The sequence below is a fragment of the Enterococcus sp. 7E2_DIV0204 genome (assembly GCF_002140855.1).
Taxonomy (GTDB): Bacteria; Bacillota; Bacilli; order Lactobacillales; family Enterococcaceae; genus Enterococcus_L; species Enterococcus_L lemimoniae.
In genome coordinates this window covers 14,546-41,229 of the sequence record NZ_NGKY01000001.1, presented here as the reverse complement: position 1 = coordinate 41,229, position 26,684 = coordinate 14,546, and the positions used below count along the sequence as shown (strand labels likewise).

The window sequence follows — 26,684 nt, the reverse complement described above, 5'->3', positions numbered from 1 at the left end:
GATACAATAATTATCCTGAAAAGTTCCTTGAGGGAACTTTTACTAAGATAGGGAACGGAAAAGGAACGCAAATCATAAGTAGAGAAGGTATGGAGTATCTAACAGGTATGACGGAACAAGAAGCAAATAATGAAGTATGGAAAATATTTGTTTTACAGGACTCTAATATTGTAAATGAAAAAATTGCTACTTCTGAAAAAAAAGCTTATCTTCAATTTTCAAAACTTGTACGAGATTATTTAGAATGGACAGGCGTTTCTATTAAAGATATTCCAAAGCCTACGTACCTAGATAAGGCACAAAAGAATCGTGGAATCAAATTTGACTTTGAAACAGTCATTTACTATAAAAAAGAAAAAAGAAAAATGAAGGAGGAATAATGTTGAAAAGAATGTTGAATGAAATTGAAGCAGATTTTAGCGAACTCAAAAATCAAAAAGGGTCATACAGAAGGAATTTGGCACTCGTTGAATTGATGAATGAACTAGAAAAGCATTATGGGACAATGATCACATTTGAAACTGAAGAACAGCTGCAAGAGGAACTGAAAAAGAATGCTACAATGAGACTTTGTAGGGAAATTTCTTTTGCTAGAACCAATGAAAATTAGTTCCAAAAAGGATCAGTAGCAGCATGCATGAGATCCAAAAACGATAGAAATTTGGCTAAAACATTAAGACTAAGGCACAACAAAAATTCAACTATAGAGGTGACCTACAATTCAAATTTTATCTGATATATTTAGTGGAACATTAGCAACATTACTCTCAGCAACATTAATTTTTATATTTTCCGAATCCACAAAAGGTTCAACGTTAATTTTAAGAATAAAAGATGCTTTAACTGCTGCGGAAGATAATAAACGGTCTAATGAAATAAATTTAATTAACGAAGATAATGGTCAAGATGTAAAAACAAAAGTTATTACTAGTCGAGACTATGGTGAAGGAAATGGATTTGCCATACAAACATTCTACAATATTGACGAATCAACCTTGGAAAAAGTTGATCGTTTACAATTTATGATAAAAGATCATGATGATTTATCATGTACTGTAGAAACAAAAGATATTAAAAATAATATATCAAATATTGAATCCGATGGAAAAGGTAGGATTAGGATATATTTAAATAAAGAAGTCCTTAATAAAGATATATTTGTTATTAAAAGATTTGGAAAAAAGGCATTCGATTCAGATAAAGTATATTATTTAGTTCCAAGTAGTGAAGAAAAAGGATTATATAGATTTAGAAAATAGAGTAGTGTCTGGTCTTAATGTTTTAGCTAAATTTCTATAAAAACGTTAAATCGAAAAAGAAGGATAAATATTTTCATTCTTTACATAACAAAAAGGATCAGAAAGGATTGAGTTAATGGATGTTGGGGAAGCAAAAGAAGAAAATATGAAAAGCATAGAAAGTAGTCAAAAAGAGTTTGATAGGCAATTTGAAAATTTAACTAATCGAATAAATAAGTACCACAAGCATATGAACTCAACGGATTATAGAGAATTAGCAGAAGATATACATTTGTTGCAATGGTCTTTGATCAAATATCAGAAGACTTATATCGCAAAGAATCAATAAGAGAAGTTTTAGGATCATTAGATTGAATGGTTTTCAAAAAGGATCAGTAAGGAGGATTGTGCAGTGGAAAGTAATAATCTTTTCAAATCATATGAAACTGTACTTAATCAAATTAGATATGACCTACTATTTAAATATACTGAAGAAAAAAGAGCATTAGTTCGTAGGAATGAATCCTCTAGTAAGTTGAATGAGTTGAAAGAAAAGTACAAAATACTTTTGGAAGAAAACACCAATAAAATGAGAAATCTACATGAAAAATTGGTGTTAGCTGTCGAGGAAGAGATAACAAAAGAAATGAATAGGTGAATTTACTAAAAAGGATCAATAGCTGAAGGAGAAAATTATGGAACCATTACATTCTGAGACAGAAATACTAAAGTTAGTAGAACAAAGGAAATTATTGGAAAAATTACCATTTGATGATATGCCAAAAAAATTCAGAGAACACAGAAATTTTTTGAAATTAGCAGCAGTATTAGTTGATTACGGTTATATGTGTTCGTGGCTACCTGTGGATAATGAGGGTGCAGATTTTATAGCGGTACACTGTAAAACAAATGATGTGTTCAAAATACAGTTAAAAGGAAGAATAACTGTAGATAAAAAGTATTATGGAAAGGGTATCCTTATAGCTTTTCCTAAAAGTAATCGTGAGCCTTTAAAAAATTGGATAATTGTCCCACATGATGAGCTTTCAACTATTTATAGACAAGAATCTCCTTTAGAAGAAAACAGAACCAAAAGTTCTACAATCGTTTCAAATAAAATATGGGAAGCTGTAAAAAAAATTTCTATAATTGAACCGACTAACCTAAACTAAGGGTAACTAAAAAGGATTAATACTGAACAAAAGTATAGGAGAAGAACATGACAAAATATAATTTCTATTTCGACGAGTCTTCGCACGACTACCGAATTACTGATAAGACTATAATTAATAATGAAGATTATTCAGATTCGTACATCGGTTTATTTGTAGGTATTCCGCAAGCTTTAGAGGTTACATTATTAAGTCAATATACAGTATTTGAAGGTTACTACAAAAATTTTTTTATTAATCGTGGTGAGCTAAAAGGTAGCAATATTAAAAACATTAAATCTCAGATACCCAGAAAATATTTTTCTGGCAAGGATACATTTAGTTATGGGATTGCTAGTTTTGATGACAAAGTAACTCAATTTTATAACGACTTTTTCTCATTATTTACAGATGATATTATTATTCATTTGACAACAATTTCGAAATTTGAACAAAATTTCCTGAGTTGGGTGAATATAGAGAAACTGCAAGATATACTAAAAAATGATCTTAGAGTGCTTTTTGCAAAGCAAGATCCGTATATGATGACTGAAGTCCACTTGTATTCGTTAATTAAGTTTTTTTATGTCTACAGAAATTCTGTAACGTTTAAAAAAATGTATGATCATAAGGTATCCAAAGAAGAAAAATTAGAAGTTATGAAAGCCTTGCTCAATGAAATATCAGTTATGGGACAAGGAGTTGAAAGAAAACACGTTGAGATTCAGGTTATAAATGTGTTAAAGGATATTTTAGATAAAGATATCCTAAGAGATAGATTTGATAATAAGTTCAATCATAATTATGTATTAAATGGATTCATTAGTTTATTAGAAGAAAAAGGAATATCAGTAGAAAATATAGATATGTTTCCTGATAAAGATTCTGGAATTGAATTTAAAAGCATTAATTTTTATTCATTAGAAGAATTAGACTCAATGAAAGCTGAAGAGATAAGAATTGCTGATATATTTAGTAATTTTGTTTACAGGTTAATTTTTGCGCAGCATAATGCCACAGAAGAGAAATGGGGAACAAAACAGGCAAAGGACAATTTTAATGATCGTAAGATATTACCAGAAACTTGGTTTAATTTGAAAGAGAATCATTTTTTACTCTACAAAAATATAAATAGAATTTTTCAATCGAGAGAAGCGATTTATTGGACTAGCCATTCAGGAATATATTTTGATGAAGGTATCTGTTTCTTTACACTCATAAAATATTTTGATAGATATAATGATTTTAATAGTTATTCTAACCTCTCATTAAATGAACACAGAGAAAAGTTTCATGAATTTGAAATGACATATTTAAGAGGAAACTATGAAAAAAGAGGATGGCAATAATCAAATTAGTTGAATCAAGTGAAACAAAAGAATTATCCCCAAAAGGATGAAAAGAAAGATAGTTGAATAATATGGAAGGTTTATTTTCCGCAATTGCAGAATTTTTCAGTTCCATTGTACTAGCTTTGAATAGTAAGAAGAAAAAGTAATATTAATCAAAAAGGATCGAATGAGAAGAGAGAAGAGAGTAGAGTATGCGTTTTATAGTAAATAAAAGCTAAATTTTTTTCTCAAAAGTGAAGTTTTTTTGTGAGTTGTACTATATTAAGTACGAAGACCTAAATAAGATGGTCGTGGCTTATCACTTTGCGTTTTGAGAAAGGAGTATTCTAATGATAACAGCAATACCAGAACCATGTGATGCATTACAAAAGATATTCATTCATGTTTATCTGGATGGGATTCATTTGTACACAACAAGTGTAGATTATGGATCAAATAGGTAATTGCTATATATAATATAGCACAAAGAATACAGCACGATTTATCTATGCTGTATTCTAAAAAAATCAGAAAGATAGAACCTAAAATGATCAATAACTAAGAAAGGAATTTTATAGTTATGGGAGAAGCGAGAAATAGAAAAATAACTGAGATATACACCAAGAACTTCTACGGGAACTTTATAATAAATTTGATTATGAAAGGAAAACCAATAATTCAAATACTACCTGATGGAGTGGTAAGAAATTTTTCTAGAAACAAAATTTTTGTGCCTTGGTCCGAGATATCAACTATTTTTGATGAAAGTGTTTCGATCCCAGGAAGTCTTTCTTTCCTACATATACTTGGGATAACTGTATCCAATAATTATGCTAAACTTAATTATAAAAGTACTTTCCCAATAAAAAAAATCATTCGACAATCAAAACCTGTTAGATTTTCCGATGGAATTTCTAGAACAAAAGGGAACATAAAACTGAATCATGATTTTAGTAATGAAAAAGTCGTCTTATATATTGATCGTAAGATGCTTAAAAATAGAGGGAAGGACCTATTCAGTATTTTGGAATCAAATCTAGAGATTATCAAAACTGGATATACTTACAGAAATATATAATTGAAGATGAATCAAGTATTAGTGGAAATGATAGGTATAGAATCACAAAAAATATCCTTGCCTTGTAATTAAGAATGGCAGTCCCCTTTTTGAAATAAAAAAAGGAGAGGTTATTATTCTGCAAGTAAATAATACCGATAAAATCCACGTTGTTGATGTATTAAAAATTTTTGGAAAAAATAAAGAGGAGTCTTCCTTTGTTAAAGAAGGATATGTATTGGTTTTCTTTAAGAAACATAATATGGATAAAATATTCATATCTCTTTGTAGAACCTTAGATGATGATCAAAAGAAAGAATTGTTAAAATTTATCAAATCTATCAAAAAGGATCAATAAGAACTAAATCACGTATATTAATTTGATTCGCTTCCTTCAAATGTTGTAAAACATCAGAAAGAAATATAGAATATGCCAAAATTGTATGTATATCATTTACGAGGATCAAAGTAATGGGAAAAGAAAATAAATCTAGAAATATAGGTGAAAGCTATGAAAAATAAGGATAGTGTTAGTACTCATTTTGGGGTTTATGGCGTTAATAAGAAAAAAAATTATTTAATGTGTATAAAGAAAAATGCAGGACCATATAAAAATAGATTCGATATTCCAGGAGGAAGCCAGGAGGAATTTGAAGGTTTAACAGAAACACTGTGTAGAGAATTTTTAGAAGAAACAGGTTATGAGATAAACTCATATTCAAATCCAAGAGTATATGATGCTTTTATTAAAGAAGTAAACGTTATGCATATTGTTCATCATATCATGGTGTTTTATGATGTTATGGCTGATACCACAAGCAGAAAGTCATTGCCTAAGGTTCTGTCAGATGGACTTAATGATTCAGATGGAGTTGTATGGAAAAAGTTAGAAGATTTGAATGAGAATAATTCTTCACCACTAATTTTAAAAATTAAACAAGAGGTAGCACAAGAGAACGAAATGGAAAAATACGAAAATTTTAATTGGATTGTAAATAAAGAGTTCTAGTGAAACCAAACTCTATGATTGCTAAAAAGGATAGAAATGAAAAGGAGAGGATTTAGATGATTTCAAGAACATGGCATGGATGCGTTCCAATGAAACATAAACAAGGATTCTATGACTATGAATTAATAACTGGAGTTGAAGAAACTCGAAATACAGAAGGCAATTTAAACACCTATTTAAAAGTAGTAGATCAAGAAGAATACTGCCACTTCTTTCTATGTTCAATTTGGGAAAATATGGATTCAGTAAAAAAATTTGCTGGTAATAATCCTGAAATAGCTGTGACCTATCCAGAAGATGAAAAGTTTGAATTAATTTCTGATCCATTAGTCATTTTACAAGAAGTAACGTCTGCTAAAAACCCATTTGAGTATAGACAAGAAAAATCCTGAAGCCGAAATTAAGTAGTCTTTTCAAAAGGATGAGTAGCAGCATGCATGAGATCCAAAAATGATAGAAAGGAGATATGAAGAAGTGCTAATAATTACTTATAGTCTATTTGTATTGTATGCGATTGTAAGAGTTTACTTATCCTACGGTTACCGTTTAGCGGTAAGACAACATTCTGACTTGTACTACAAAAGGCAAGAGGAGTCTAAAGATAGAAGGATTTCAGATTCATTAACTAACAATCAAGTTGATTTAGAAAAAATTAATAGAGACTGGTTTGAGAATCCTCTTACAAAACAAATATTCATTCAAGAAAAGAAATGCAGGAAACTATACCGAACTGATACATTATTAAAAAGAATTATGTCGATAATTTTGAGTATTCTTTCTCTTGTAGGGTTATGGATAGATTTTCAAAATAAATTTCAATTGAGTAGTTTATTTTTGGCCATGCTGCCGAGTATTGTTAATTTATTCAATAGTACGTTTGAATGGTTTGAAATTGAATTTGATCAAGGGTTTCAACAAATCGGGCCAAAAAAATTCTAAATTGAGTCAAAAAAAGATTGGTAGCAGCATGAATGAGATCCAAACACAATTAATAAAGGAAGTGAACTTTCAATGAATATAGATCTAGTTAGTGTTTGTGTTGGGGTGGTAAGTATTGCAGTGATTCCCTTTGTGACTTGGACGATTAAAAAATACAACAATCATAGTAAATACAAGTCATTTAAAAACTTACTGCGTAAAGAATATGTTAATCAGTACACTAATATGAAACACTCAACATATGGCAGGCAAAATACAATAGTGGAAAAAATTGAAAATAGTATAGGCACCTATGTCAAGAATCCGAACAAAAAAATGCGAAAGAATTGTTGTGAGAGCAATAAAAACAGTTAGGCAAAGTAAATGATGCACTATTCAATCTAAATCATCCTTCATATTTTTAAACGGAACACCAAAAGGCGCACTTAAATAACACTTTCAACATTCGTTTTTTTTGAAAGTAGCACATTTTTTCGCTAGGCAACGAGAGAAATTCGATCACTATTGTACCAACGAATATAGCTATCAATGCCAACAATCGCTTCATCAAGTGTTTGAAAGGACTGAAAATTGACATATTCTCGTTTTAAAATCGAGTGAAAACTTTCTATTCTTGCATTATCTCCTGGGCAACCCTTTCGAGAGTAGGAGTGCTTTATTTGTCTATTTTGTAGCGTCTGATTAAATAAATCGCTTGTGTATTGGCTTCCCATGTCGCTGTGTACAATCTTTACTCCAAGTCTGCACAAATCTACTTTCTCTAGCACACTCGTTGCCAGCTCTTTTGTCATATGGGCTCCGACCTTATGAGCGATAACCCTTCGGGTTTCTGGATTGTATAGACTAGCTAAATAAACCCACTTCCCTTTCACTCGGATATACGTGATATCTGTTAAAAGTACTTTAGACCAGTCATTCATTTTTCTTATTAGGTTTGGTAACTTGGCAACGTCTGTATAGGTGCTAGGTTTCTTCATTTTTTTAATCATCCGTGAATGAATCCCTAGCTCACGCATAAGGCGATAGATAAGGTAGCGACTAACTGGGTAGTTGAGATTTTCATTAAAATACTTGGTCATCCTCAGATACCCATACATTGGATACGATAACCAGGACGCTAATACTTTCTCTTTTATCTGTTGTCGTCTAATCATTCGCTTACTGGGGTGCCAATTTAAATAATCATAATACGTCGTTCTAGGAATCTTAAGAACGCTTAAAATACGAGTAATGCGGTGCTTTGCTTCTAAGTTAACACGAACCACTCGTAGTACAGTAGCACGTCCCTTATTGATTAATTCTTTGCCAAAAGCACCGCCGCTCGCTTTAAAATGTCGATTTCTTCTTTTAATCGTTTATTTTCTTTTAGTAGTGCACGTTCATTTAGTGAGAGAATATCCCGGTCATTTGGATCTGCTTGACGAATCCACTTACTAAGTGTAGAGACACTTACGTTGTATTCTTTTGATAATGAATTAGCAGACCGACCGGTCTGACTTAGTGACACCATCGATTCTCTAAATTCTTTTGAATATCTTGTAGCTGATGTTTTTGTCTGCATAATAAAAACTCCTCTAATAGATTATAGCGAACAACTTGTCCGTATTTCTAGTATAGGAGCTTTAATTAGGATACATGTAAAATCCAACAAGATGGAATGGCAATAATTTTTGTCAAAAAAATTATTGCCATTCCAATTTGTTCTGAGAGGTCTCTTATTCTTTTAATTTTGTCTATTTTCAAAACTTAAAAAGTTGTTCCCCTTTACAAAATGAACATACGTTCGTATAATTGATTGTGAAATAGAATAAGGAGAGGATTGAGATGATATTTGATTATGAAAAAGAACCTAGAAGAGTGCTTTTTTGTATTGATGTAAAATCTTTTTATGCATCAGTCGAATGTGTAGCTAGAGGATATGACCCGCTAGAAAAAATGCTAGTTGTAATGAGTCATGCTGAAAATACTGGCGGTCTTGTTCTGGCGTCTTCTCCAAAAGCAAAAGAAGTGCTGGGAATTACTAATGTAACAAGAAAATACGATGTGCCTAATCATCCAGATTTAATGATCGTACCACCGCGGATGAATGAGTATATCAAAGAAAACATGAAAATCAATGAGCTCTACAAAGAGTATGTTGCCAATGAAGATTTGCATATTTATTCGATCGATGAATCCTTTTTAGATGTAAGTGCTAGTTGGAAATTGTTCGGTCAAACACCAAAAGCTATGGCTAAAATCATCCAGAAACGGATAAAAAAAGAGACAGGATTAGCAATCACAGTTGGTATTGGCGATAATCCTTTACTAGCTAAATTAGCGATGGACATCGAAGCGAAGCGCAATAAAGAACGGTTAGCTGAATGGCACTATGAAGACGTTCCTGAAAACGTCTGGCGTATTGAATCAATGACGGATATGTGGGGGATTGGTCACCGTTTAGCCAAGCGTTTAAACAATTTAGGCATTCGATCTGTGTATGATTTGGCTCATGCAGATGTAAACAGTCTCAAAAGGAATTTGGGGGTTATTGGCGAACAGTTATATGCCCATGCCCATGGTATCGACCGAAGTCGTTTGTCCGAAAAATACATACCAGAAGAACGTTCCTATAACAATTCTCAGATTTTGATGCGCGATTATATGAGACAAGATGAGATCGAAGTTGTGATTAGAGAGATGGCGGAACAAGTAGCAGCGCGTCTTAGAAAAGCCCATTGTCAGACTGAATGTGTTCATTTATCTGTGGGCTTTTCAAAATCAGCTTTGTCGGGTGGATCAGGTTTTTCAAGACAAATGAAAGTACCTTTAACAAACAGCAGCAGGCTACTGATTGAATACTGTTTAACTATTTTTAGACAACATTGGCATGGAGAAAAAGTACGACATATTGGAATTACCTATTCCAAACTGAACTATAATACTTATATTCAATTAGATTTATTTCATGAGCCTGATGAGCAACTAAAAGAACGAAAACTAGACCAGTTGATTGACGAAATTCGACAGCGCTTTGGCTATGTTTCATTGGTTCATGCAAGTTCAATTTCCTCTGGCGGTACAGCAATTTCCAGAGTATCACTAGTTGGCGGGCACGCAGGAGGAATGGAGGGCTTACAATGAGCAAGGAACGAGATTATTATTTTGAACAATATCAAGATCGGAAAATGAAAAAATGGGCAGGTTTCTATTTATCTGAACATACAGCACTCATTGAACGAGAAAAAAAAAGACAGCCAGCCGAAAAGAAACGACAAATGAGTTGGTCAGACATCGATGAAGTGTTAGCACAGGCCTTTCAAAATCAGGTTGAAGTGACGATTCAAAAAGAAGAACTAGACTCTGAAGGGAATTATGGAGCAGATATCATTGGCCTGATTCAAGGTCATGACGAATTGGGCCTCTATGTAGGCGGACATAAGATCGGCTACGATGAAATACGTCATGTCCAGTTATATTAAAGAAAACCCTCTAACTTTAGATAAGGTGCTAAAGTTAGAGGATTTTCAGTTTTAATGGTTAGTGACAAAAAAGAATTCAACTAATGCGTATAGAAGCATCATTAGTGTAATCAGACCACACACGATCATATGACGACGTTTATGCATCATTACGATTGCAATAAATTCTCTTAAAAAGGCATTAGGTAGAAAATAGAAAGCTGTTCGAGCCCCAATCCCATCTGCTTTCAGATTGGCCATTTTGGCAAAAAGTCCGGCACGAAATAGATGGAAATTGTTCGTTGTGAAAATCGCTTGAAAACCAGTTCCCCCAAAATCTTGCTCCATGATTTCTTTTGAAAAGCGCATGTTTTCCAAGGTGTTTTTAGAATTGGTTTCAACTAAAATAGCTTCTTCTGGAATCCCTTTTTCAATGGCATATTGTTTCATCGCAATACTTTCAGCGATATGCTCATCGTCACCTTTACCACCAGACATCAAAATTTTGGGTGGATTCAAAGTAGCATTGGACTGGGCTTGGTAAAATTGAATCGCTTTTTCGATTCGTTTGCCTAAAAGTGGTGGTACTGTTTTGCCATCAATCAAACCTGAACCTAAAACAATAATGAAATCCTGCTCATATTTTGGCTGATTAAATTGATAAATAATCGAAATCGTTAAAAAATTATAGAAAACGATTGAAAAATAAAACATGATGAAGGGTAAGATCCCAAATAATAGTGAAGCCCACTGCGGCAAAATTCGCGCTGAATAATAATTGAAAATCAGAAAAACGGTCAAGCCGATAGCTAAAAGCAAGGTCAATAAATTCGCTAATGAATGGCCTTCTTTACGCATAACGACAATCGCATTCCAATATAAGAAAGCGAGTAAAGCATAAAGTCCAATCAATAGCAGTAACAACAAAACGACACCTGTGATCCCTGCTAAAATAATCAATAGTGGGTTCAGTGTTCTAACAAGCAAAACCCCCAAATAGGTCATCCCGACAACTAAAAACAAATTAAAGAATAACCCATTGATTAATCTACGTTTTTCCTTGAAATAACAGAACAGGAAGAATAATAAAAAGCTTAATGGAATCAAAAAATAATAAGTATGAAGTTGTATTTCTAAAAAAATGACATAAACAATAAAACAAAGTGAAAACCAAAGCAACTCAAAAAATTTCCAATTTTGGTTTACCTTTTTTTTCCGCCATTTCGGAATAATAAAAACGCCAATAAGATAAATAAGCCCAATGATAATACTAAAATAATTCCCCATAGATAGAACTCCTTCAATAAATGATTTCACATTAGTATAACGAAAAATAAGCGAAAAAAAAACTACAAACCTTAAGTTAATGTAAATATCTTATGATATAAGTGAATAAGTCCGACTTAGAATGAAAAAATAGAAGAGGTTGGGACAGGAGTGTTTAACCCCGAGAAATAAGAAGAAATTCACGAAAATTGCACTTCAAATTTTTGTGAATTTCAGCTTATTTCCGAAGGGGTTGCTTCTGCTCCCACCGTTTATTCATATTTAGGGTGTGAAACAAAAGTGCTTTTTACTTTTGTCCCACATCACTCCATTTCAGACTTATTCAGAAAAACGAACTGGAAAGGTGATAAAAAAGCTAGTTCCTTGGCCTTCTTCTGATACTAATGAAAGATGCCATTCATATTTTGCAACAATCGAGGTAACTGCGAAAAGACCAAGACCAGTCCCTTCATCAGCAGATTTTGTTGTAAAGAAAGGTTCAAATATTTTTTCTTGTAATTCTGTGGGAATCCCTGGACCGTTATCAGAAATTTCCAAGGTAACAAAACGATTCAGCTGATTCATCTGATAACTTGTCTTTTTCAGCTGTTCAGTTAATTCTTTTGAAGCAGGTGAAACAGTTACGTGAATTTCTTGCTGTTTTGTTGTATTCTCTTTAGTCGCTTGATAGGCATTGGTAATCAAATTGTAGATCAAATTCTGTAAATCGGTTTCTTCCAATTTTGTCGTCCCTAGATTTTCTTGGATAGACAGAGTCAATTGTACTTTTTTAGGGATGATTTCTCCAATCAAGTGAGTAGCAACCCCAATAGCCGCTGAAATATCGATCCATTCTTGAACGCTTTTCTGAGGTTTTGAAAAGCGTAGAACATTGGATGAAAGTTGTTTTCCCTTTTGAGCAGAATGAAGAATTTCCTCTAAATCTGCTTTTAATACAGGATCCTCTCCATGTTCTTCCAACAACAACTGAGTGTTGCCGATAATCGGTGTTAAGAAATTATTCATATCATGGACGATCGAAGTTGTCAGTAGACCGACTGTTTCCATCTTATTTCGTTGGTAAAGTTCTAATTCCAATTGATGCTGCATTTTTTGTTGTTTTTGTTTTTCGATCAGCTGCCGGTTTTCTGCTTCAATCGTTTCTTTTTTTCTAAAATTATGAATAAACAACGAGCAAATGATAATTAAAAGTAATAATAAAACTAAAAGGAAGGACAACACAATGACAAAATTAATAATATCATCATTTCGTTCATTATAATCAGCATTGATTGCAACGACCCAATGAGCGAGACCTACATCGATCCATTCAAAGGCACTGATTTTTAAGACCTCAGTCGGTGTATCTTCATCCCACCAATAAGATTTATAGGTTAATTTTCCTGAATCATGGCTTAGCTGATATTTTTCGAGACGTTTTAAATCAGAATAATCAAAATCAGGATACAATTTTTCTCGCCCATTAATAATATCTAAGCCAACCTGCTGGGCGACCGGATGCATCACAACTGTCATCGAGCGATCTTTGATCATGGGATACCCTTTGTAATCTAATTCAAAATCTTGTAAGAAGTTTTTATAAAATGCTTCTAGATTTAACGGTAAAATCAAATAGCCATCAATAGTGCCAGCTGCGGTACGAATTTCTTGATAAAAATTGACATAGGCCTTTTTATCGATAAAATAGGAATCACCATTTTGTGCAGTGGGTTTATCAAGTAGCTGCTTTAGGGATAAATCATGGCTGATAAAGGGACGAATCGTTTGGATATCAGCGGTGGTTACCTGTTTTTCCTGAGCATCCCAATGAAAAGCATAGAGAGGAGTACCGTCAGGTTCGATGTAAAAAAGAGCATCGGTTTCATTGTTTAGTGACTCAAAAAAAGTGTTTAGAGAAGAGGCACTGTTTTTTAGATAAGTCGCCGGATCATCACTATTTTTTAAATTTCCATCGATCGCTAGATAATTAAGCGCTTGGTGGCGATTTTTCATGGACAGTTGGATCACTTTCCCAACATACTCTGTCGACTGAAGTAAAAAATCTTGACTACTAGCAGTCGTTGTTTTGCGAATGATAGAAAATCCTTGAATTGCAAAGAAAACGGATACAACGATAAAAACAGTCATCGCTGCGATCATGATGTTTACAATTCTGTTTGTTCGTTTCATTGGTCTAGCTCCTTTTAAAAGTCTGTTCATATCATAACAAGTTCATGTTGAAATTTAAAGTTAATTCAGCTATTGTATAGATAATGTAAAAAAGAATAATGAGGTGTGCACGTTGCGGAATGAAAAAATTTTAGTGGTAGATGATGATCCAGCAATTCGTCGATTGATTTGGAAGTCGCTTCAGTCAACGGGATTATTAGTTTATCAAAGTGATACGATCGAAAAAACGTTGGATATCATGAACCGAGTAGAGTTTCAATTATTTCTTTTAGATGTCAGTTTAGAACATGAAAATGACGGATACCATTTAGCTCAATTGATCCGAGAACGTCAGCCTTTGACACCCATTATCTTCGTTAGTGGGAAAAAAAGCGAGCAAGATATCATCAGTGGTCTAGAGTCCGGAGGAGATGTCTACCTTTCTAAACCATTTGCGCCAGATGTATTACGAGCGCAAGTCGTCAGTACATTAAATCGAACAGAGCAGTTATTGACATTAAGCCAATATCGAGAAGAAACGATGTTGAGAGATGGCATCTTTTCATTCGATAAAAATCAGTATCAATTTAGCAAGAATGGTGAAATCGTGAACATGACATCTAAAGAAATCATGATGATTTTATTTTTTATGGAAAATCCTTATCAAGTATTTAGTAAGGAACAAATTTATGCCAGTGTTTGGAGTGACGGTGACATGGATAAGAATCTGATCACGGTATATATCAACTACTTAAGAAATAAAATTGAAGATGACCCTAAAAAACCGAAATATCTGCAGACAGTATGGGGGATTGGCTATCTGTTTAATCCTGAAGGGAAAGAGGCAGGGAATAGCATTTAGTTAATCGTTAGTATAGTGATAAAAACAGGTGGTGATCAATCAATGGTCATCACCTGTTTTTGTATTATTTTATGTAAAACTCAAAATAGACCTTCTAAGCGACCAAAAAAGAAGCTTAACGCAACTAAATCGGCTGAACCACCAGGACTGAGATGTTCTTTGATCAGTTGTTGATCGAACAAAATCAAAGCGTCTTCTAGTTCTTTTTTAGAGCTATTTATGGAAAAAGTTTGTAAAAGTTCAGTCGCCTGTTTTTGGACATTTTGCCAAGCTGAAATACCGCCTCGATTAATTAAATTAGAATCTTCAATTGTTGCCATTAAATGTAGTAATAGGAGTAAGAATAAGGTCTGTTGTTCTCTGTTATGATGTTGTCTTAAAAATGGAAGAGCACTATTTTTAAGTGCAGGATAACCTAATTCTGCTTCACCGCGAATCCCCACAATACCATGTTCTAAATAAAGTTTTTCTCCATAGCTTAAGTGTTTTTTTTGAGCTAAACCGGCAAAATCTTTAGAAATCAAACCTTTTGTCATCTGTTTTATATAGTCAAAAATTGCTGCTGTGTCTTTTTCAGTAAAAGGCAGCTCAAGTTTTTGATCCTGAATTATTTTTCCTGTTGCGCTTAACAGTAAGGCAAAAGAAAAATTTGCGCCTTTGTGGGTATTGACACCCTTTGTTTTAGCTAACATGGCAGCTTCAGCCAATTGTCCAAGTGTACGAACTTTTTCAAACAAGGCAAAAGGTGTTCCCTCATGGTTGAATCCTAAATTAGCATACTCTGTTAAAAAGGGAGCCAGTGCAGTACTACTATCAATAAAAGTAAAATAATTCATGTCTGCATGTGCACCGCAACTTTTAGGATCGACTAAGCCAGGTTTAGGATAAAGGGCTGCTTCATATAGTAATGCTTCTAAAGCAAATTCACCGATTAAATTTAGCGTTTTATTTCTATTTAGTTGTTTCATTTAAATGTTTTTCCATTTCTTTGAGAATAAAGGTTTGCGAATAATCTAAATGTTCCTTAATCAGTTGTTTTAACTGTTCTTCCTCTTGGTTCAACATACACTTGTAAATCAACCAATGTTCATTCAGCGCTTTATCACGTCGATCTTTTGAGCGTATTGAAATATCTCGAAAATAGACTAAGTATTCACGTAATTTCATGACGATCGATTTTAAGCGCAACATCTTGCTTTTTTCATAAATCAATTCATTAAAATCAGAAAATTTTTGTAAGACTTGATCGATTTCATTTGCTTCGTTTAACCGTTCAGTTTCTTCTAACAAGAACTTTAACTCTTCAAAATCTGCAGAAGTCATCTCCTTCATTGCTGTGATCGTAGCTAAAACATCCAATGATTTTCTAATAGCATAAATCTCATTGGCATCGTTAAGTGAAATCCCTCGAACGATGATGCCGACACCGCGAACATGATCAACCAGTCCTTCCTCAACTAATTTTTGAAGTGCATAGCGGATCGGTGTGCGACTGATATTCATTACTTCAGAAAACTCTTTTTCATTGATCCGTTGTCCAGCAGGGATTTCACCTAGAATGATTGTTTTTCTGAACGCTTTATACACAAGTTCTTTCAATGGTTCATTAAGACTTAAATCTAAATTTTTTCCAACTGCTTCTGATATTGTACTCATCTGATTACTCCTTTGCAGACTAATAGTAGGAAACTAACTAAATATTCCTATTTGGTATTGCTAAGAATAAGATAAAAAATATAAGAAAATCTTCTTTTTAACAGAAAATCGCATAAACCATTTTACAGATTATGCGATTTTCAAGGATTAAGTTTTTTATTGCGGAATATAAAGTGGCATATGACCAGTTAGAATGATCGTTACAACAAAGATAATAAAAATTCCTAACGCCCATTTTGCTGATTCTTTTTGCCATTGTCCCATATCTAAACCTGTTAAACGTAGTAATAGATAAATGAAGGCTACCAGTGGACTTAATAAGTGGAAGGCTTGACCCATCAAAGAAGCTAAAGCCATTTGCATATCGGTAAAACCATAGGCACGTCCAGCTTCGGCTAAAACAGGTAAGACCCCAAAGTAGAACCCATCATTTGAAATAAAGAAGGTACCAGGAGCTGAAATCAAGGCAATCACTAAGCCCCAGAAACCAGCCAATTGATTTGGAATAATTTTTGTGAAACTTTGAGCTAATGCATCTGCCATACCAGTTCCTTGGAAGAGTCCCATGAAGACACCCGCTGCAAAAACTAAGATGACAACTTGAACAGCATCGCCGCCATTTGCACCGATACGTTTTGATTGATCTTTTAAGACAGGGTAGTTGACCATTAAAGCAATTACAGTACCTGTCAAGAATAAGAACAACGGTGGTAAACCAAGACCAACAAATGAATCTGTTACTAATAATACAATCAGACCAATTGTTAGAATCGCATTGAATAACCAAATTTTTGGTCGACGGATGGACAATGTTTCTTCATCAGTTACAGTGGTCATTGCATCAATTTCTTCATCTGTCAATTGTTTAATTCCAAGGCGAGCACGCTCTTTGCGCCCCATAGAAGGTGCCACGATGAAAATCACATACAGTAATGCAATGATCATACCAGGAATCAGATAGGCTAAAATTTCAGCACCAACATTCAAAACACTCATCGCACGAGCAGTTGGTCCGCCCCAAGGTAGTAAGTTCATGATTGTATTTTGTAAAATAACAATGACTGCTAAGTTCATCAATTTCATATCAAGTTTCTTATAGATAGGAATAAAAGCAGAACAGCAAATCAAAGTAGTTGTCGTTCCATCTCCATTAAGAGATACAGCGGCTGCAACAACAGCTGTTGCAATCAATACTTTCATGGGATCGCCTTTAGCGATATGAATCATTTTTTTCGTGATTGGGTCAAATAACCCTGCATCCAACATAATTGAAAAATAAAGAATGGCAAACAATAACATGATACCAGTAGTGGATGTTGTTTTGATTCCTTCCATAACAAAGTCTCCGATAGAGCCTTTCTTAGAAACACCCGCAAACATTGCAATCAGAGCAAAAATAAGTGGAATCAAAACTAAAGCTGTAAACGGTGACATTTTCTTTTTCATGATGACGAACATAAAGACGATAATCATCACATAAGACAAAACAGTTAATAACATTTTTTTCTCTCCTTCAACACTAAATTCGTTTTCCGAAACAATCGGGCGTCTCTTTTGTGGTGTTGGATCAGTAGAAAAATAACAGTAAGATAAAATAGAAAGCCCTTTCTTATTTCGTTAACAATGCTAAGTTTAATCTAAGAAAGTTTAGATAAATAGACGACAAGTGGAAAAAGAACACCAAAAAAACACGGATGTGAGCGGTTTCTTAAAGAGATGTTAATAAGATGTTAATAAAACCTTAAATGTGTATAAACGTTGATATATCAGTGTTTGTATGCGATTTAGTAGATTTGTGATGAAGAGGAACAGTGAAAGAACAATTTATGCTTGCTGATTTCATTTTATTGTAATCGTTTTTACCTATAATGAATTCATAAACAGAAAGGATGTGAGTTCATGGGTCTATTTGAACGGCTGTTTAATAAAGAAAAAACAGAAATGAAAACGGATAAACCACCGCTTTCTCCTAGTGAAGAAGAAAATGAGTGGCAAGAAATTGTGGGATATCTACCAGTGGAAAGTACGGAATATCAATTTGTTTCATTGATAGCAAGCGCAATTGCTGCTGGAGATCAACCTGAAAGTGAATTTATTATTAAACGTATTTCAAAAAGAAATCCAGAAGCACAGTTGGTCTCTGTGATTGCTACGAGCATTGCATCGGCTGATCACGCAGAAAGTCAGTTTGTTATTCAGTCGATCAAGGAGAAAAGAACGACTTAGTTTTTGGATTACTTGATAGTATCGGTCAGTTTGTTGGAAAAAAGAAAATGATGAAAGAAGCAAAAAGCACCTCAGTCATAATTTCCTATTTTGCAGTCAGAGCTGGACGAGCCCATTACACTTTTGTGTTATCTTGCTTCATGAGCCAGGCACTGCGCTCCGCTTCGATCTCATCAATTCCTAAGAGTTAAAACTCTAAGGATTGAAGGTCTCGGGAAAAAGATAAAAATAGAGTGAGACAAAAAGCGTCTCAATCGATTTTTCCTATTTTCCAGTCGAGACTAAACGGGATCATTACACTTTTGCGTTATCTAGTTCCACGGGCTAACTCTTCGGAAAAAAGATAAAAATTGAATGTGACAAAAAGCATCACAGTCAATTTTTCCTATTTTTCAGTCAGAGTTGGACGAGCCCATTACACTTTAAATTTTAGGAGGAAAAGAAATGTTACGTAAGTTTAAAATCTCAATTGATGGAAAAGAGTATTTAGTAGAAATGGAAGAAATTGGCGGTGTGCCGCAAGCACCGGTCGTAGCGCCAGTAGCACCTGTTGTAGAAACAGCACCAACACCTACACCAGTTGAAGCAGCAACACCGGCACCGACCGCAAGCGCGCCAGCTGGAAATGATGCAATGCCATCACCTATGCCTGGAACGATCTTGAAAATTTTGGTTAATGTCGGGGATGCGGTACAGGAAAATCAACCGTTGATGATTCTTGAAGCCATGAAAATGGAAAATGAAATTGTAGCTGGTAAAGCCGGCACAGTCACAGGAATTCATGTTCAACAAGGTGACATGGTCAACCCAGGAGAACCATTGATTACAATCGGTTAAATAAGAAAAAAGTAGTTTAATTTTAAAAGAGGAGTGACGTTTGTGGAGACATTAATTGAAGGCGTAGTAGGAATGGGGCAGGAGCCAGGTCGCATTGTAATGATGGTGATCGGGGGCATCCTGATGTACTTAGGGATCAAAAAAGAGTACGAACCTACCTTGCTAGTGCCAATGGGATTAGGGACGATTTTAGTCAATTTTCCTAATTCAGGTGTATTAAGTGCTGGTGGAGAAGCTGGTCCGTTTCAAGTGTTGTTTGATATAGGAATTTCGACTGAGTTATTTCCATTATTACTATTTATTGGAATTGGCGCTATGATCGATTTCGGGCCATTATTACAAAATCCTTTTTTATTATTGTTCGGAGCAGCCGCTCAGTTTGGAATTTTCTTTACGATTATTGCGGCAGTGTTATTAGGATTTGATTTAAATGATGCAGCTTCTATCGGAATTATCGGAGCAGCTGATGGGCCAACTTCTATCTTCGTTGCAAACACATTGAATTCAAAATATATGGGTGCAATTATGGTAGCCGCATATTCTTATATGGCTTTAGTTCCTATTATTCAACCAGTGGCAATCAAAGCTGTTACAACGAAAAAAGAGCGTAAAATCCGTATGACTTATCGTGCTGGTGAAGTATCACAAACAGCGAAAATTTTATTCCCAATCGTGATCACAGTTGTTGCTGGATTGGTAGCACCAGTTTCGCTTCCACTAGTTGGATTCTTAATGTTTGGGAACTTACTGCGTGAGTGTGGAGTCTTAGATCGTTTATCTGTAACGGCGCAAAATGAGCTAGTAAACATCATCAGTATTGTGCTAGGATTGGCAATTTCAGTGAAAATGCAATACGAAGAATTTTTACAAATTGATACGTTAATGGTTATTGGTTTGGGGTTAGTTGCCTTTGTAATGGATTCAGTTGGTGGTGTTTTGTTTGCCAAATTATTGAATCTATTTAGAAAAGAAAAAATCAATCCAATGATTGGTGCAGCAGGAATTTCAGCATTCCCGATGTCTAGTCGAGTGATTCAAAAAATGGCAACAGACGAAGATCCGCAAAACTTTATTTTAATGCATGCAGCAGGTGCAAATGTATCTGGACAGATTGCCTCAGTTATTGCGGGTGGCTTATTATTAGCATTGCTTGCGTAGCGTTTTGAATAGAAGAAAGGGAAAGGAGCTTGGTTATGTCAGCTGATTTATTAAAATCATTAGAGCTATTGGTTTTTGGTTGGGGTGGCGTGTTTGTGGTCATTTTCGTGATTTACTTTGCGTCGTTTATGTTAAATAAATTATTCCCACCGAAAAGCTAGGAAGTGTTAAACAATGAACATCAGAAGAATTTGGCTTGATCGAGATTTGGCAGCAAAACAGCAGTGGTCAGATTTTTTGATTAATGCCGATCTTATACCAGATGACCAGTTAGACTATACGATTGGTATCTATGATCAGGAGAAACTGATTGGAACGGGATCGATTTTTAGGAACATTTTAAAATGTGTTGCGGTGGATCCTTCTTATCAAAATGAAAATCTACTTACTCAAATTATTCAAGCATTGCGAGAAAGATTGCAGGAACTTGGGTATCAGCATTATTTTTTGTATACAAAGCCAAAAACTAGCAAGTTATTTCACTCTTTGGGTTTTACGGAAATTGCTGCAACGAGTGAATTGGTTTTTATGGAGCAAGGTTTTCCTGATTTTAAAGACTATTTAGCGGAACTTAAAAAGCATCAACGAAACACAAAGCAAAACGCCGCAATAGTTATGAATGCCAATCCATTTACAAATGGTCATTTATATTTAGTAACAGAAGCAGCTAAAAGAGCTGAAACGGTGTATCTGTTCGTTTTATCTGAAGAACGATCGTTATTTGATGCAAATACACGTCTTGAATTGGTAAAAGAAGGAGTCCGTCATTTAACAAATGTAGTTGTTTTACCGACAAGAGAATATATGGTATCCAGTGCGACCTTTCCAGCTTATTTTTTGAAGGATCAGGCGAAGGCTAATATTGCCAAGGTTCAGGCTATTTTAGATGCTACTTTATTTAAAGAAAAGATTGCCACAACTCTGTCAATTTCAACCAGATTTGTTGGAGAAGAGCCATTTTCAGAAGTAACTGAAATTTACAATCAGGCGATGAAAAAGACTTTTGGTTCTGAGCTGAAGCTAGTTATTTTACCAAGAAAAAAAATAGATGGAGAAGCAATCAGCGCCACAAAAGTTCGTGCTTTAATGGAACAAGAGAATTATGCAGCAATTAAATCACTTGTTCCACCCAAAACTTTTGAAGAAATAATCAAACAAAAAAATAAGTAATGAGGTGTCTATTTTGGAAATCAAACAAAACGCATCTGCTGGTACAACTGAATCAAGCGATATTATGATTACAATTGGGAAAAACAGTGGACAAGGAATTCAAATTGATCTAGACAGTAGTGTTGAAAAACAGTTTGGACGTCAAATTCGCGTAAAAATACAAGAGACTTTAACTAATTTGTCCGTCACTGACGCGAAGGTTCAAGCAATTGATAAAGGTGCATTGGATTGTACCATCCAAGCTCGAACGGTGGCGGCTGTTTATCGCGCTGCTGGTGAAGAAAATGTAGACTGGCAGGTGTTAAATACATGGAACGCTTAAGAAGAACTATGATGTTTGTACCAGGAGCAAATGCTTCAATGCTAAGAGATGCGACGTTGTACGGCGCGGATTCGTTGATGTTTGACCTAGAAGATGCAGTTTCTTTAAAAGAAAAAGATAGTGCTCGTTTACTTGTCTATAATGCTTTACGGACATTTGATTACTCAACTGTAGAAACGGTTGTTCGAATTAATGGGTTAGATACAGTTGGGCGCCAAGATGTTGAAGCAATGGTTTTAGCAGGTGTTGATGTGATTCGCTTGCCCAAAACAGAAACGGCTCAAGATATTGTGGATGTGGCGGCTGTGATCACTGAAATGGAAACCAAATATGGCGTAAGCATTGGGACAACAAAAATGATGGCCGCAATCGAATCGGCTGAAGGTGTTTTAAATGCGAGAGAAATTGCGCAGGCAAGCGAGCGCTTGATCGGAATCGCACTTGGTGCAGAAGATTATGTTACAAATATGAAAACTCATCGCTATCCAAATGGACAAGAATTATTTTTTGCCCGTAGTTTTATTCTGCATTCTGCTAGAGCAGCAGGAATTGCTGCAATCGATACTGTCTATTCAGATGTTGATAATACGGAAGGCTTCTTAGCTGAAGTTGAGCTGATTAAGCAATTAGGATTTGATGGTAAATCTGTGATCAATCCACGCCAAATCCCTTTAGTAAACAGCGTTTATGAACCAACAGAAAAAGAAATCCAAAATGCCAAAGAAGTGATTTGGGGCATTCGTGAAGCCGAAGCCAAAGGTTCGGGTGTGATTTCAGTGAACGGAAAAATGGTGGATAAACCGATTGTTGAACGAGCAGAGCGAGTGATTGCTCTAGCGATTGCAGCAAAATTAATTTCTGAGGAGGAAGTCTAAGATGAAAAATAATGTAGGCAAAGAAATTCCAGATAATTATGCTGAACAATATGGTTTATTTAAAGGAGAACTAGCGAATATTCATGAGTACAAAGAGTCGAGTCGGACAATCAATCCTGTTAGACCGAGAGATACAAAGCTGTTAGGTAGTCTAAGAGAAGCGATTGAGAAAACAGGACTAAAAGATGGCATGACGATCTCCTTCCATCATCATTTCCGTGAAGGCGATTTTGTGATGAACATGGTATTAAAAGAAATCGCAGCATTAGGGATCAAAAATTTATCGATTGCGCCTAGCTCAATCGCAAATGTACATGAACCATTGATTGAGCATATCAAAAATGGTGTAGTGACAAATATTACCTCTAGTGGATTGCGTGACAAAGTTGGTGCAGCGATTTCTGAAGGAATCATGGAAAATCCTGTTGTAATCCGTTCCCATGGTGGTCGTGCGAGAGCGATTGCAGTTGGAGATATCCATATCGACGTCGCTTTTCTTGGTGCACCGAGCTCGGATGCTTATGGAAACGTTAACGGAACTAAGGGCAAAGCAACATGCGGATCATTAGGTTATGCAATGATCGATGCTAAGTATTCTGATCAAGTAGTAGTCATTACGGATAGTCTAATGCCGTACCCTAACACACCAGTCAGTATTCCACAAACGGATGTTGATTTTGTTGTAGAAGTTGATGCAATCGGTGATCCAAATGGTATTGCTAAAGGCGCTACCCGTTTTACTAAAAATCCGAAAGAGCTACTGATTGCAGAATATGCAGCCAAAGTGATCACACATTCACCTCATTATAAAAATGGTTTTTCTTTCCAAACTGGAACTGGTGGAGCAGCATTAGCTGTTTCTAGATTTTTGAAGGAAGCGATGATCAAAGATGGTATTACTGCTAGTTTTGCTTTAGGTGGTATCACGAATGCGATGGTTGAATTATTAGAAGAAGGATTGGTTGAAAAAATCATCGATGTCCAAGACTTTGACCATCCATCTGCCGTTTCTTTAGGCAAGAATGAGAATCACTATGAAATTGACGCAAACATGTACGCTTCACCATTAAGCAAAGGTTCTGTCATCAATCAATTAGATACAGCGATTCTTTCAGCTCTTGAAATCGATACGAATTTTAATGTAAATGTAATAACTGGGTCAGATGGTGTGATCCGCGGGGCATCAGGCGGACACTCAGATACAAGTGCAGCATGTAAAATGAGCCTAGTCATTGCACCACTGATCAGAGGACGCATTCCAACAATCGTCGAAGAAGTCAACACAGTTGTAACACCTGGTAGTAGTATCGATGTCGTTGTAACTGAGGTCGGCATTGCAATCAATCCAGAACGTCAAGATCTAATCGAACATTTTAAAGCATTAGATGTACCTCAATTAACGATGAAAGAACTTCAAGAAAAAGCCTATAGTATCGTAGATAGACCAGATACAATCGAGTATGGGAACAAAGTCGTTGCATTGATTGAATACCGTGATGGCTCCATCATTGATGTGGTCAGAAATGTCTAAAACCTATTTAAAGGGAGAAACAATTACGATGATAGATATGCTGAATGCTCGAGAAAAACGAGTTAGTATTCAGCAAGAGCTTTTACAAAAATATCCTACTTGCGTCTTATTAAGCGCTACGATGAATATTCCAGGACCTGTAAAAACGAATGAGTTGCTAAAAAAAGCTTTTTTAACTGTCATTAAAGAGCTAAATCCACTTTTTCCTCCTGAAAAAATAGCGGCTCGGAAACACCGAGAGTTAAAAACAGGTTCAGAATATTATTTAGTCCTTGATGAAACACCTGAAAAACTGAAGAAAAAACTAATTGAAAGTGAAGAAACGCATGTCTATGGTCGTTTGATGGATTTAGATGTCGTTTATCTAAAAGATCATCTCTTATGTTCTGTCAGTCGTACCGAACTAAATCACAAACCTAGAACTTGTTTTATTTGTAATGAAGAGGCAAAGGTTTGCGGTAGACAAAGACGTCACAGCGTACAAGAAATGCAAGAGACAATAACGAACTTATTGAGAAAGGAAGGATGAAATGACAAAAGAAATCCTTTTTACTGAAACTGTGCTGCGTGACGGTCAACAAAGCCAAATCGCTACACGCATGCCGACAAGTGATATGTTGCCAATCATCCAAACATTAGATGAAGCAGGTTATCATGCTTTAGAAGTGTGGGGCGGTGCAACATTTGATGCTTGTATTCGTTTTTTAAATGAAGATCCGTGGGAACGATTAAGAGCGATTCGAAAAGTCACTAAAAATACAAAGCTACAAATGCTTTTACGAGGACAAAATCTACTAGGTTATAAAAACTATGCTGATGATGTTGTTGAAGCCTTTGTCCAAAAATCAATCGAAAACGGTATCGATATTATTCGGGTTTTTGATGCGCTAAATGATACTAGAAACTTACAAACATCAATTGAAGCAACGAAAAAATTTGGTGGGCATTGTCAGCCGGCAATTTCCTATACAACCAGTGATTTTCATACAATCGATTATTTTGTAGGGTTAACGACAGAACTTGAGAAAATGGGCGCAGATTCGATCTGTATTAAAGATATGGCAGGAATTCTAACACCAGATGATGCTTACCGTTTAGTGACAGAAATCAAAAGTAAAATCCAAGTGCCTTTAGAAGTCCATACACATGCAACAAGTGGAATTTCTGAAATGACCTATTTAAAAGCCGTTGAAGCAGGTGCGGATATTATCGATACTGCCATTTCTTCATTTTCTGGTGGAACGAGTCAACCAGCTACAGAATCAATGGCATTGGCATTAGAGAATCTAGGTTATAATACACATTTAGATATGAAAAAAGTAGCAGAAGCAGCGGACTATTTTAACCCGATTCGCGATAAATTTAGAGAAGATGGCTTGTTGAATCCTAAAGTAAAAGATACAGAACCTAAAACATTGATTTATAAAGTACCTGGTGGCATGTTGTCGAATTTGTTGAGCCAATTAACAGAACAAGGGTTAGCTGATAAATACGAAGAAGTACTAAGAGAAGTACCAAAAGTTCGTGCTGATCTAGGGTATCCGCCGCTTGTAACCCCACTATCACAAATGGTAGGGACTCAAGCTGTAATGAATGTTATTAGCGGAGAACGCTACAAGATGGTTCCAAAAGAAATCAAAGATTATGTCAAAGGACTATATGGAAAACCACCAGTCGCCATTTCAGAAGAAATGACAAAGCTAATCATTGGCGATGAAGAGGTGATTACTGTTAGACCGGCAGATTTGTTAACACCAGAACTTCCACAATACGAAAAAGAAATTAAAGAATATGCAAAGTCAACAGAAGATGTATTGATGTATGCCTTATTTCCACAACAAGGTAAAGATTTCTTAGGTCGAAGAGAAGATCGTTTTTATGATGTTTTGATGCAAGAAGTAACCGTTAAACTAGATATTTAATTAAAAGAGTTGTAAAATCAGTCGATTTTGCAACTCTTTTAATTTATTTTTTTAAGATTTTCTTAGCAAAAATAAAAAAGTTTTGTCTTACATGACAACAGTAAAAATCGTTAGAAATGAATGGAATATGACTCAGTAAATGTTATGTAGTTTAGGCTGAATTACGCCGTTTTTATTATGTGTTTTAAATTAGATAAAAATGTGAAAGTTATGTTGAATAGCTAATTTAAACTAAGTATTTACCCTTTTATAGTTGATATATCTAAGATAGATAGAGTTTTTAGTATATGACGCGTTTATAACATATATATGTTAATTAATGTAACTTTTCTCATTGTTCTAATGGTTTACATTTGCTTAGAATGCCGTTATAATGGCTAAAATCAAGTCGAATTTAGAATTGTTGCTTGATGCTTTAGGATAGACGTTGTACATATGAGAGGAATTGAATGGGCTAGTTATTTCGCTCTGCTCTCAATCTAAACAATTCCTAAGAGCTAAAACTCTAAGGATTACTTTGAAACA

At 34.9% G+C, this 26,684-nt stretch carries 29 protein-coding genes and 1 pseudogene; 24 read left to right on the top strand and 6 right to left on the bottom strand.

All coding sequences use genetic code 11. From position 1 onward, the window contains the following. From A5819_RS00240 to A5819_RS00190, 11 genes and pseudogenes are all read left to right on the top strand, one after another. A pseudogene (locus A5819_RS00240) lies at positions 1 to 380 on the top strand (hypothetical protein); the annotation flags it as partial. Further along, positions 380 to 610, top strand: a complete 231-nt coding sequence (locus tag A5819_RS00235; RefSeq protein ID WP_086353004.1) for a hypothetical protein — start codon at positions 380 to 382, stop codon at positions 608 to 610. The pseudogene A5819_RS00240 and the gene A5819_RS00235, both read left to right, overlap by 1 nt. 385 nt (positions 611 to 995) lie before the next feature. Further along, on the top strand, positions 996 to 1,259 hold the full coding sequence (locus A5819_RS00230; protein WP_086353003.1) for a hypothetical protein: 264 nt from the start codon (positions 996 to 998) through the stop codon (positions 1,257 to 1,259). A 115-nt stretch (positions 1,260 to 1,374) separates the two neighbouring features. Next, positions 1,375 to 1,587, top strand: a complete 213-nt coding sequence (locus A5819_RS00225; protein WP_086281311.1) for a hypothetical protein — start codon at positions 1,375 to 1,377, stop codon at positions 1,585 to 1,587. Positions 1,588 to 1,650: 63 nt separating this feature from the next. Then, positions 1,651 to 1,896 carry a hypothetical protein gene (locus tag A5819_RS00220; protein ID WP_086281312.1) on the top strand — a complete coding sequence of 82 codons (246 nt, stop codon included), beginning with the start codon at positions 1,651 to 1,653 and terminating at the stop codon, positions 1,894 to 1,896. 37 nt (positions 1,897 to 1,933) lie between these two features. Then, entirely contained in the window at positions 1,934 to 2,410 is a 477-nt protein-coding gene (locus A5819_RS00215) for a hypothetical protein (RefSeq protein ID WP_086281314.1), read from the top strand. Positions 2,411 to 2,457: 47 nt separating this feature from the next. Further along, complete coding sequence (locus tag A5819_RS00210; RefSeq protein WP_086281316.1) at positions 2,458 to 3,738, top strand: hypothetical protein; 1,281 nt, start codon at positions 2,458 to 2,460, stop codon at positions 3,736 to 3,738. A gap of 562 nt (positions 3,739 to 4,300) precedes the next feature. Beyond that, on the top strand, positions 4,301 to 4,798 hold the full coding sequence (locus A5819_RS00205; RefSeq protein WP_086281318.1) for a hypothetical protein: 498 nt from the start codon (positions 4,301 to 4,303) through the stop codon (positions 4,796 to 4,798). Between the two features lie 490 nt (positions 4,799 to 5,288). After that, complete coding sequence (locus A5819_RS00200) at positions 5,289 to 5,786, top strand: NUDIX hydrolase (RefSeq protein ID WP_086281320.1); 498 nt, start codon at positions 5,289 to 5,291, stop codon at positions 5,784 to 5,786. A 56-nt stretch (positions 5,787 to 5,842) separates the two neighbouring features. Beyond that, positions 5,843 to 6,178: a hypothetical protein gene (locus A5819_RS00195; protein WP_086281323.1), complete on the top strand. Its 336-nt coding sequence runs from the start codon at positions 5,843 to 5,845 to the stop codon at positions 6,176 to 6,178. A gap of 58 nt (positions 6,179 to 6,236) precedes the next feature. Then, entirely contained in the window at positions 6,237 to 6,725 is a 489-nt protein-coding gene (locus tag A5819_RS00190; protein WP_086281325.1) for a hypothetical protein, read from the top strand. 476 nt (positions 6,726 to 7,201) lie between these two features. Here A5819_RS00190 and A5819_RS00180 read toward each other — a convergent pair. After that, a protein-coding gene (locus A5819_RS00180) for an IS3 family transposase (RefSeq protein WP_139843325.1) occupies positions 7,202 to 8,286 on the bottom strand; the annotation gives its coding sequence in 2 pieces (ribosomal slippage) (positions 7,202 to 8,049 and positions 8,049 to 8,286; 1,086 coding nt in all). Positions 8,287 to 8,549: 263 nt separating this feature from the next. Between A5819_RS00180 and A5819_RS00170 the strand changes: the two genes are divergently transcribed. Beyond that, the gene (locus A5819_RS00170; RefSeq protein WP_086281333.1) at positions 8,550 to 9,848 is read left to right on the top strand and encodes a Y-family DNA polymerase; all 1,299 of its coding nucleotides are present in this window, start codon (positions 8,550 to 8,552) and stop codon (positions 9,846 to 9,848) included. After that, positions 9,845 to 10,186 carry a hypothetical protein gene (locus tag A5819_RS00165; protein ID WP_086281335.1) on the top strand — a complete coding sequence of 114 codons (342 nt, stop codon included), beginning with the start codon at positions 9,845 to 9,847 and terminating at the stop codon, positions 10,184 to 10,186. The genes A5819_RS00170 and A5819_RS00165 overlap by 4 nt, the downstream gene beginning before the upstream one ends. A 51-nt stretch (positions 10,187 to 10,237) precedes the next feature. Here A5819_RS00165 and A5819_RS00160 read toward each other — a convergent pair whose 3' ends face one another. After that, positions 10,238 to 11,452, bottom strand: coding sequence for a YdcF family protein (locus A5819_RS00160; protein WP_086281337.1), 1,215 nt, complete (start codon positions 11,450 to 11,452; stop codon positions 10,238 to 10,240). A 318-nt stretch (positions 11,453 to 11,770) separates the two neighbouring features. Next, complete coding sequence (locus A5819_RS00155) at positions 11,771 to 13,621, bottom strand: ATP-binding protein (RefSeq protein WP_086281340.1); 1,851 nt, start codon at positions 13,619 to 13,621, stop codon at positions 11,771 to 11,773. Between the two features lie 112 nt (positions 13,622 to 13,733). Here A5819_RS00155 and A5819_RS00150 point away from each other — a divergent pair, with 112 nt between their 5' ends. Further along, the gene (locus A5819_RS00150) at positions 13,734 to 14,462 is read left to right on the top strand and encodes a response regulator transcription factor (RefSeq protein ID WP_086281342.1); all 729 of its coding nucleotides are present in this window, start codon (positions 13,734 to 13,736) and stop codon (positions 14,460 to 14,462) included. A gap of 80 nt (positions 14,463 to 14,542) precedes the next feature. Here A5819_RS00150 and citG read toward each other — a convergent pair whose 3' ends face one another. From citG to A5819_RS00135, 3 genes are all read right to left on the bottom strand, one after another. Next, positions 14,543 to 15,430, bottom strand: a complete 888-nt coding sequence (gene citG, locus A5819_RS00145; protein WP_086281344.1) for a triphosphoribosyl-dephospho-CoA synthase CitG — start codon at positions 15,428 to 15,430, stop codon at positions 14,543 to 14,545. After that, the gene (locus A5819_RS00140) at positions 15,414 to 16,118 is read right to left on the bottom strand and encodes a GntR family transcriptional regulator (protein ID WP_086281347.1); all 705 of its coding nucleotides are present in this window, start codon (positions 16,116 to 16,118) and stop codon (positions 15,414 to 15,416) included. The genes citG and A5819_RS00140 overlap by 17 nt, the downstream gene beginning before the upstream one ends. Positions 16,119 to 16,274: 156 nt before the next feature. After that, on the bottom strand, positions 16,275 to 17,618 hold the full coding sequence (locus tag A5819_RS00135; protein WP_086281349.1) for a CitMHS family transporter: 1,344 nt from the start codon (positions 17,616 to 17,618) through the stop codon (positions 16,275 to 16,277). Positions 17,619 to 18,017: 399 nt separating this feature from the next. On the opposite strand from A5819_RS00135, the gene A5819_RS00130 reads away from it, so the two are divergent. The 10 genes from A5819_RS00130 (at position 18,018) to A5819_RS00085 (ending at position 26,159) form a co-directional block, all read left to right on the top strand. After that, positions 18,018 to 18,344 carry a hypothetical protein gene (locus tag A5819_RS00130; protein ID WP_086281351.1) on the top strand — a complete coding sequence of 109 codons (327 nt, stop codon included), beginning with the start codon at positions 18,018 to 18,020 and terminating at the stop codon, positions 18,342 to 18,344. Positions 18,345 to 18,788: 444 nt separating this feature from the next. Next, entirely contained in the window at positions 18,789 to 19,181 is a 393-nt protein-coding gene (locus A5819_RS00125) for an acetyl-CoA carboxylase biotin carboxyl carrier protein subunit (protein WP_086281353.1), read from the top strand. Positions 19,182 to 19,223: 42 nt separating this feature from the next. Further along, positions 19,224 to 20,339, top strand: coding sequence for a sodium ion-translocating decarboxylase subunit beta (locus A5819_RS00120; RefSeq protein WP_086281355.1), 1,116 nt, complete (start codon positions 19,224 to 19,226; stop codon positions 20,337 to 20,339). Between the two features lie 35 nt (positions 20,340 to 20,374). Continuing rightward, entirely contained in the window at positions 20,375 to 20,500 is a 126-nt protein-coding gene (locus tag A5819_RS19560) for an OadG-related small transporter subunit (protein WP_010760868.1), read from the top strand. Positions 20,501 to 20,513: 13 nt separating this feature from the next. Next, positions 20,514 to 21,509: a [citrate (pro-3S)-lyase] ligase gene (citC, locus tag A5819_RS00110; RefSeq protein WP_086281357.1), complete on the top strand. Its 996-nt coding sequence runs from the start codon at positions 20,514 to 20,516 to the stop codon at positions 21,507 to 21,509. 13 nt (positions 21,510 to 21,522) lie between these two features. Continuing rightward, positions 21,523 to 21,831, top strand: a complete 309-nt coding sequence (citD, locus tag A5819_RS00105; RefSeq protein WP_086281359.1) for a citrate lyase acyl carrier protein — start codon at positions 21,523 to 21,525, stop codon at positions 21,829 to 21,831. Next, on the top strand, positions 21,819 to 22,706 hold the full coding sequence (gene citE, locus A5819_RS00100; protein WP_086281361.1) for a citrate (pro-3S)-lyase subunit beta: 888 nt from the start codon (positions 21,819 to 21,821) through the stop codon (positions 22,704 to 22,706). The genes citD and citE overlap by 13 nt, the downstream gene beginning before the upstream one ends. 1 nt (position 22,707) lies before the next feature. After that, on the top strand, positions 22,708 to 24,237 hold the full coding sequence (gene citF, locus A5819_RS00095) for a citrate lyase subunit alpha (RefSeq protein WP_086281365.1): 1,530 nt from the start codon (positions 22,708 to 22,710) through the stop codon (positions 24,235 to 24,237). Further along, on the top strand, positions 24,230 to 24,766 hold the full coding sequence (citX, locus tag A5819_RS00090; protein WP_254907168.1) for a citrate lyase holo-[acyl-carrier protein] synthase: 537 nt from the start codon (positions 24,230 to 24,232) through the stop codon (positions 24,764 to 24,766). Before citF ends, citX begins: the two co-directional genes overlap by 8 nt. A gap of 1 nt (position 24,767) precedes the next feature. Continuing rightward, positions 24,768 to 26,159, top strand: coding sequence for an oxaloacetate decarboxylase subunit alpha (locus A5819_RS00085; protein WP_086281369.1), 1,392 nt, complete (start codon positions 24,768 to 24,770; stop codon positions 26,157 to 26,159). The last annotated feature ends 525 nt before the right edge of the window (positions 26,160 to 26,684 follow it).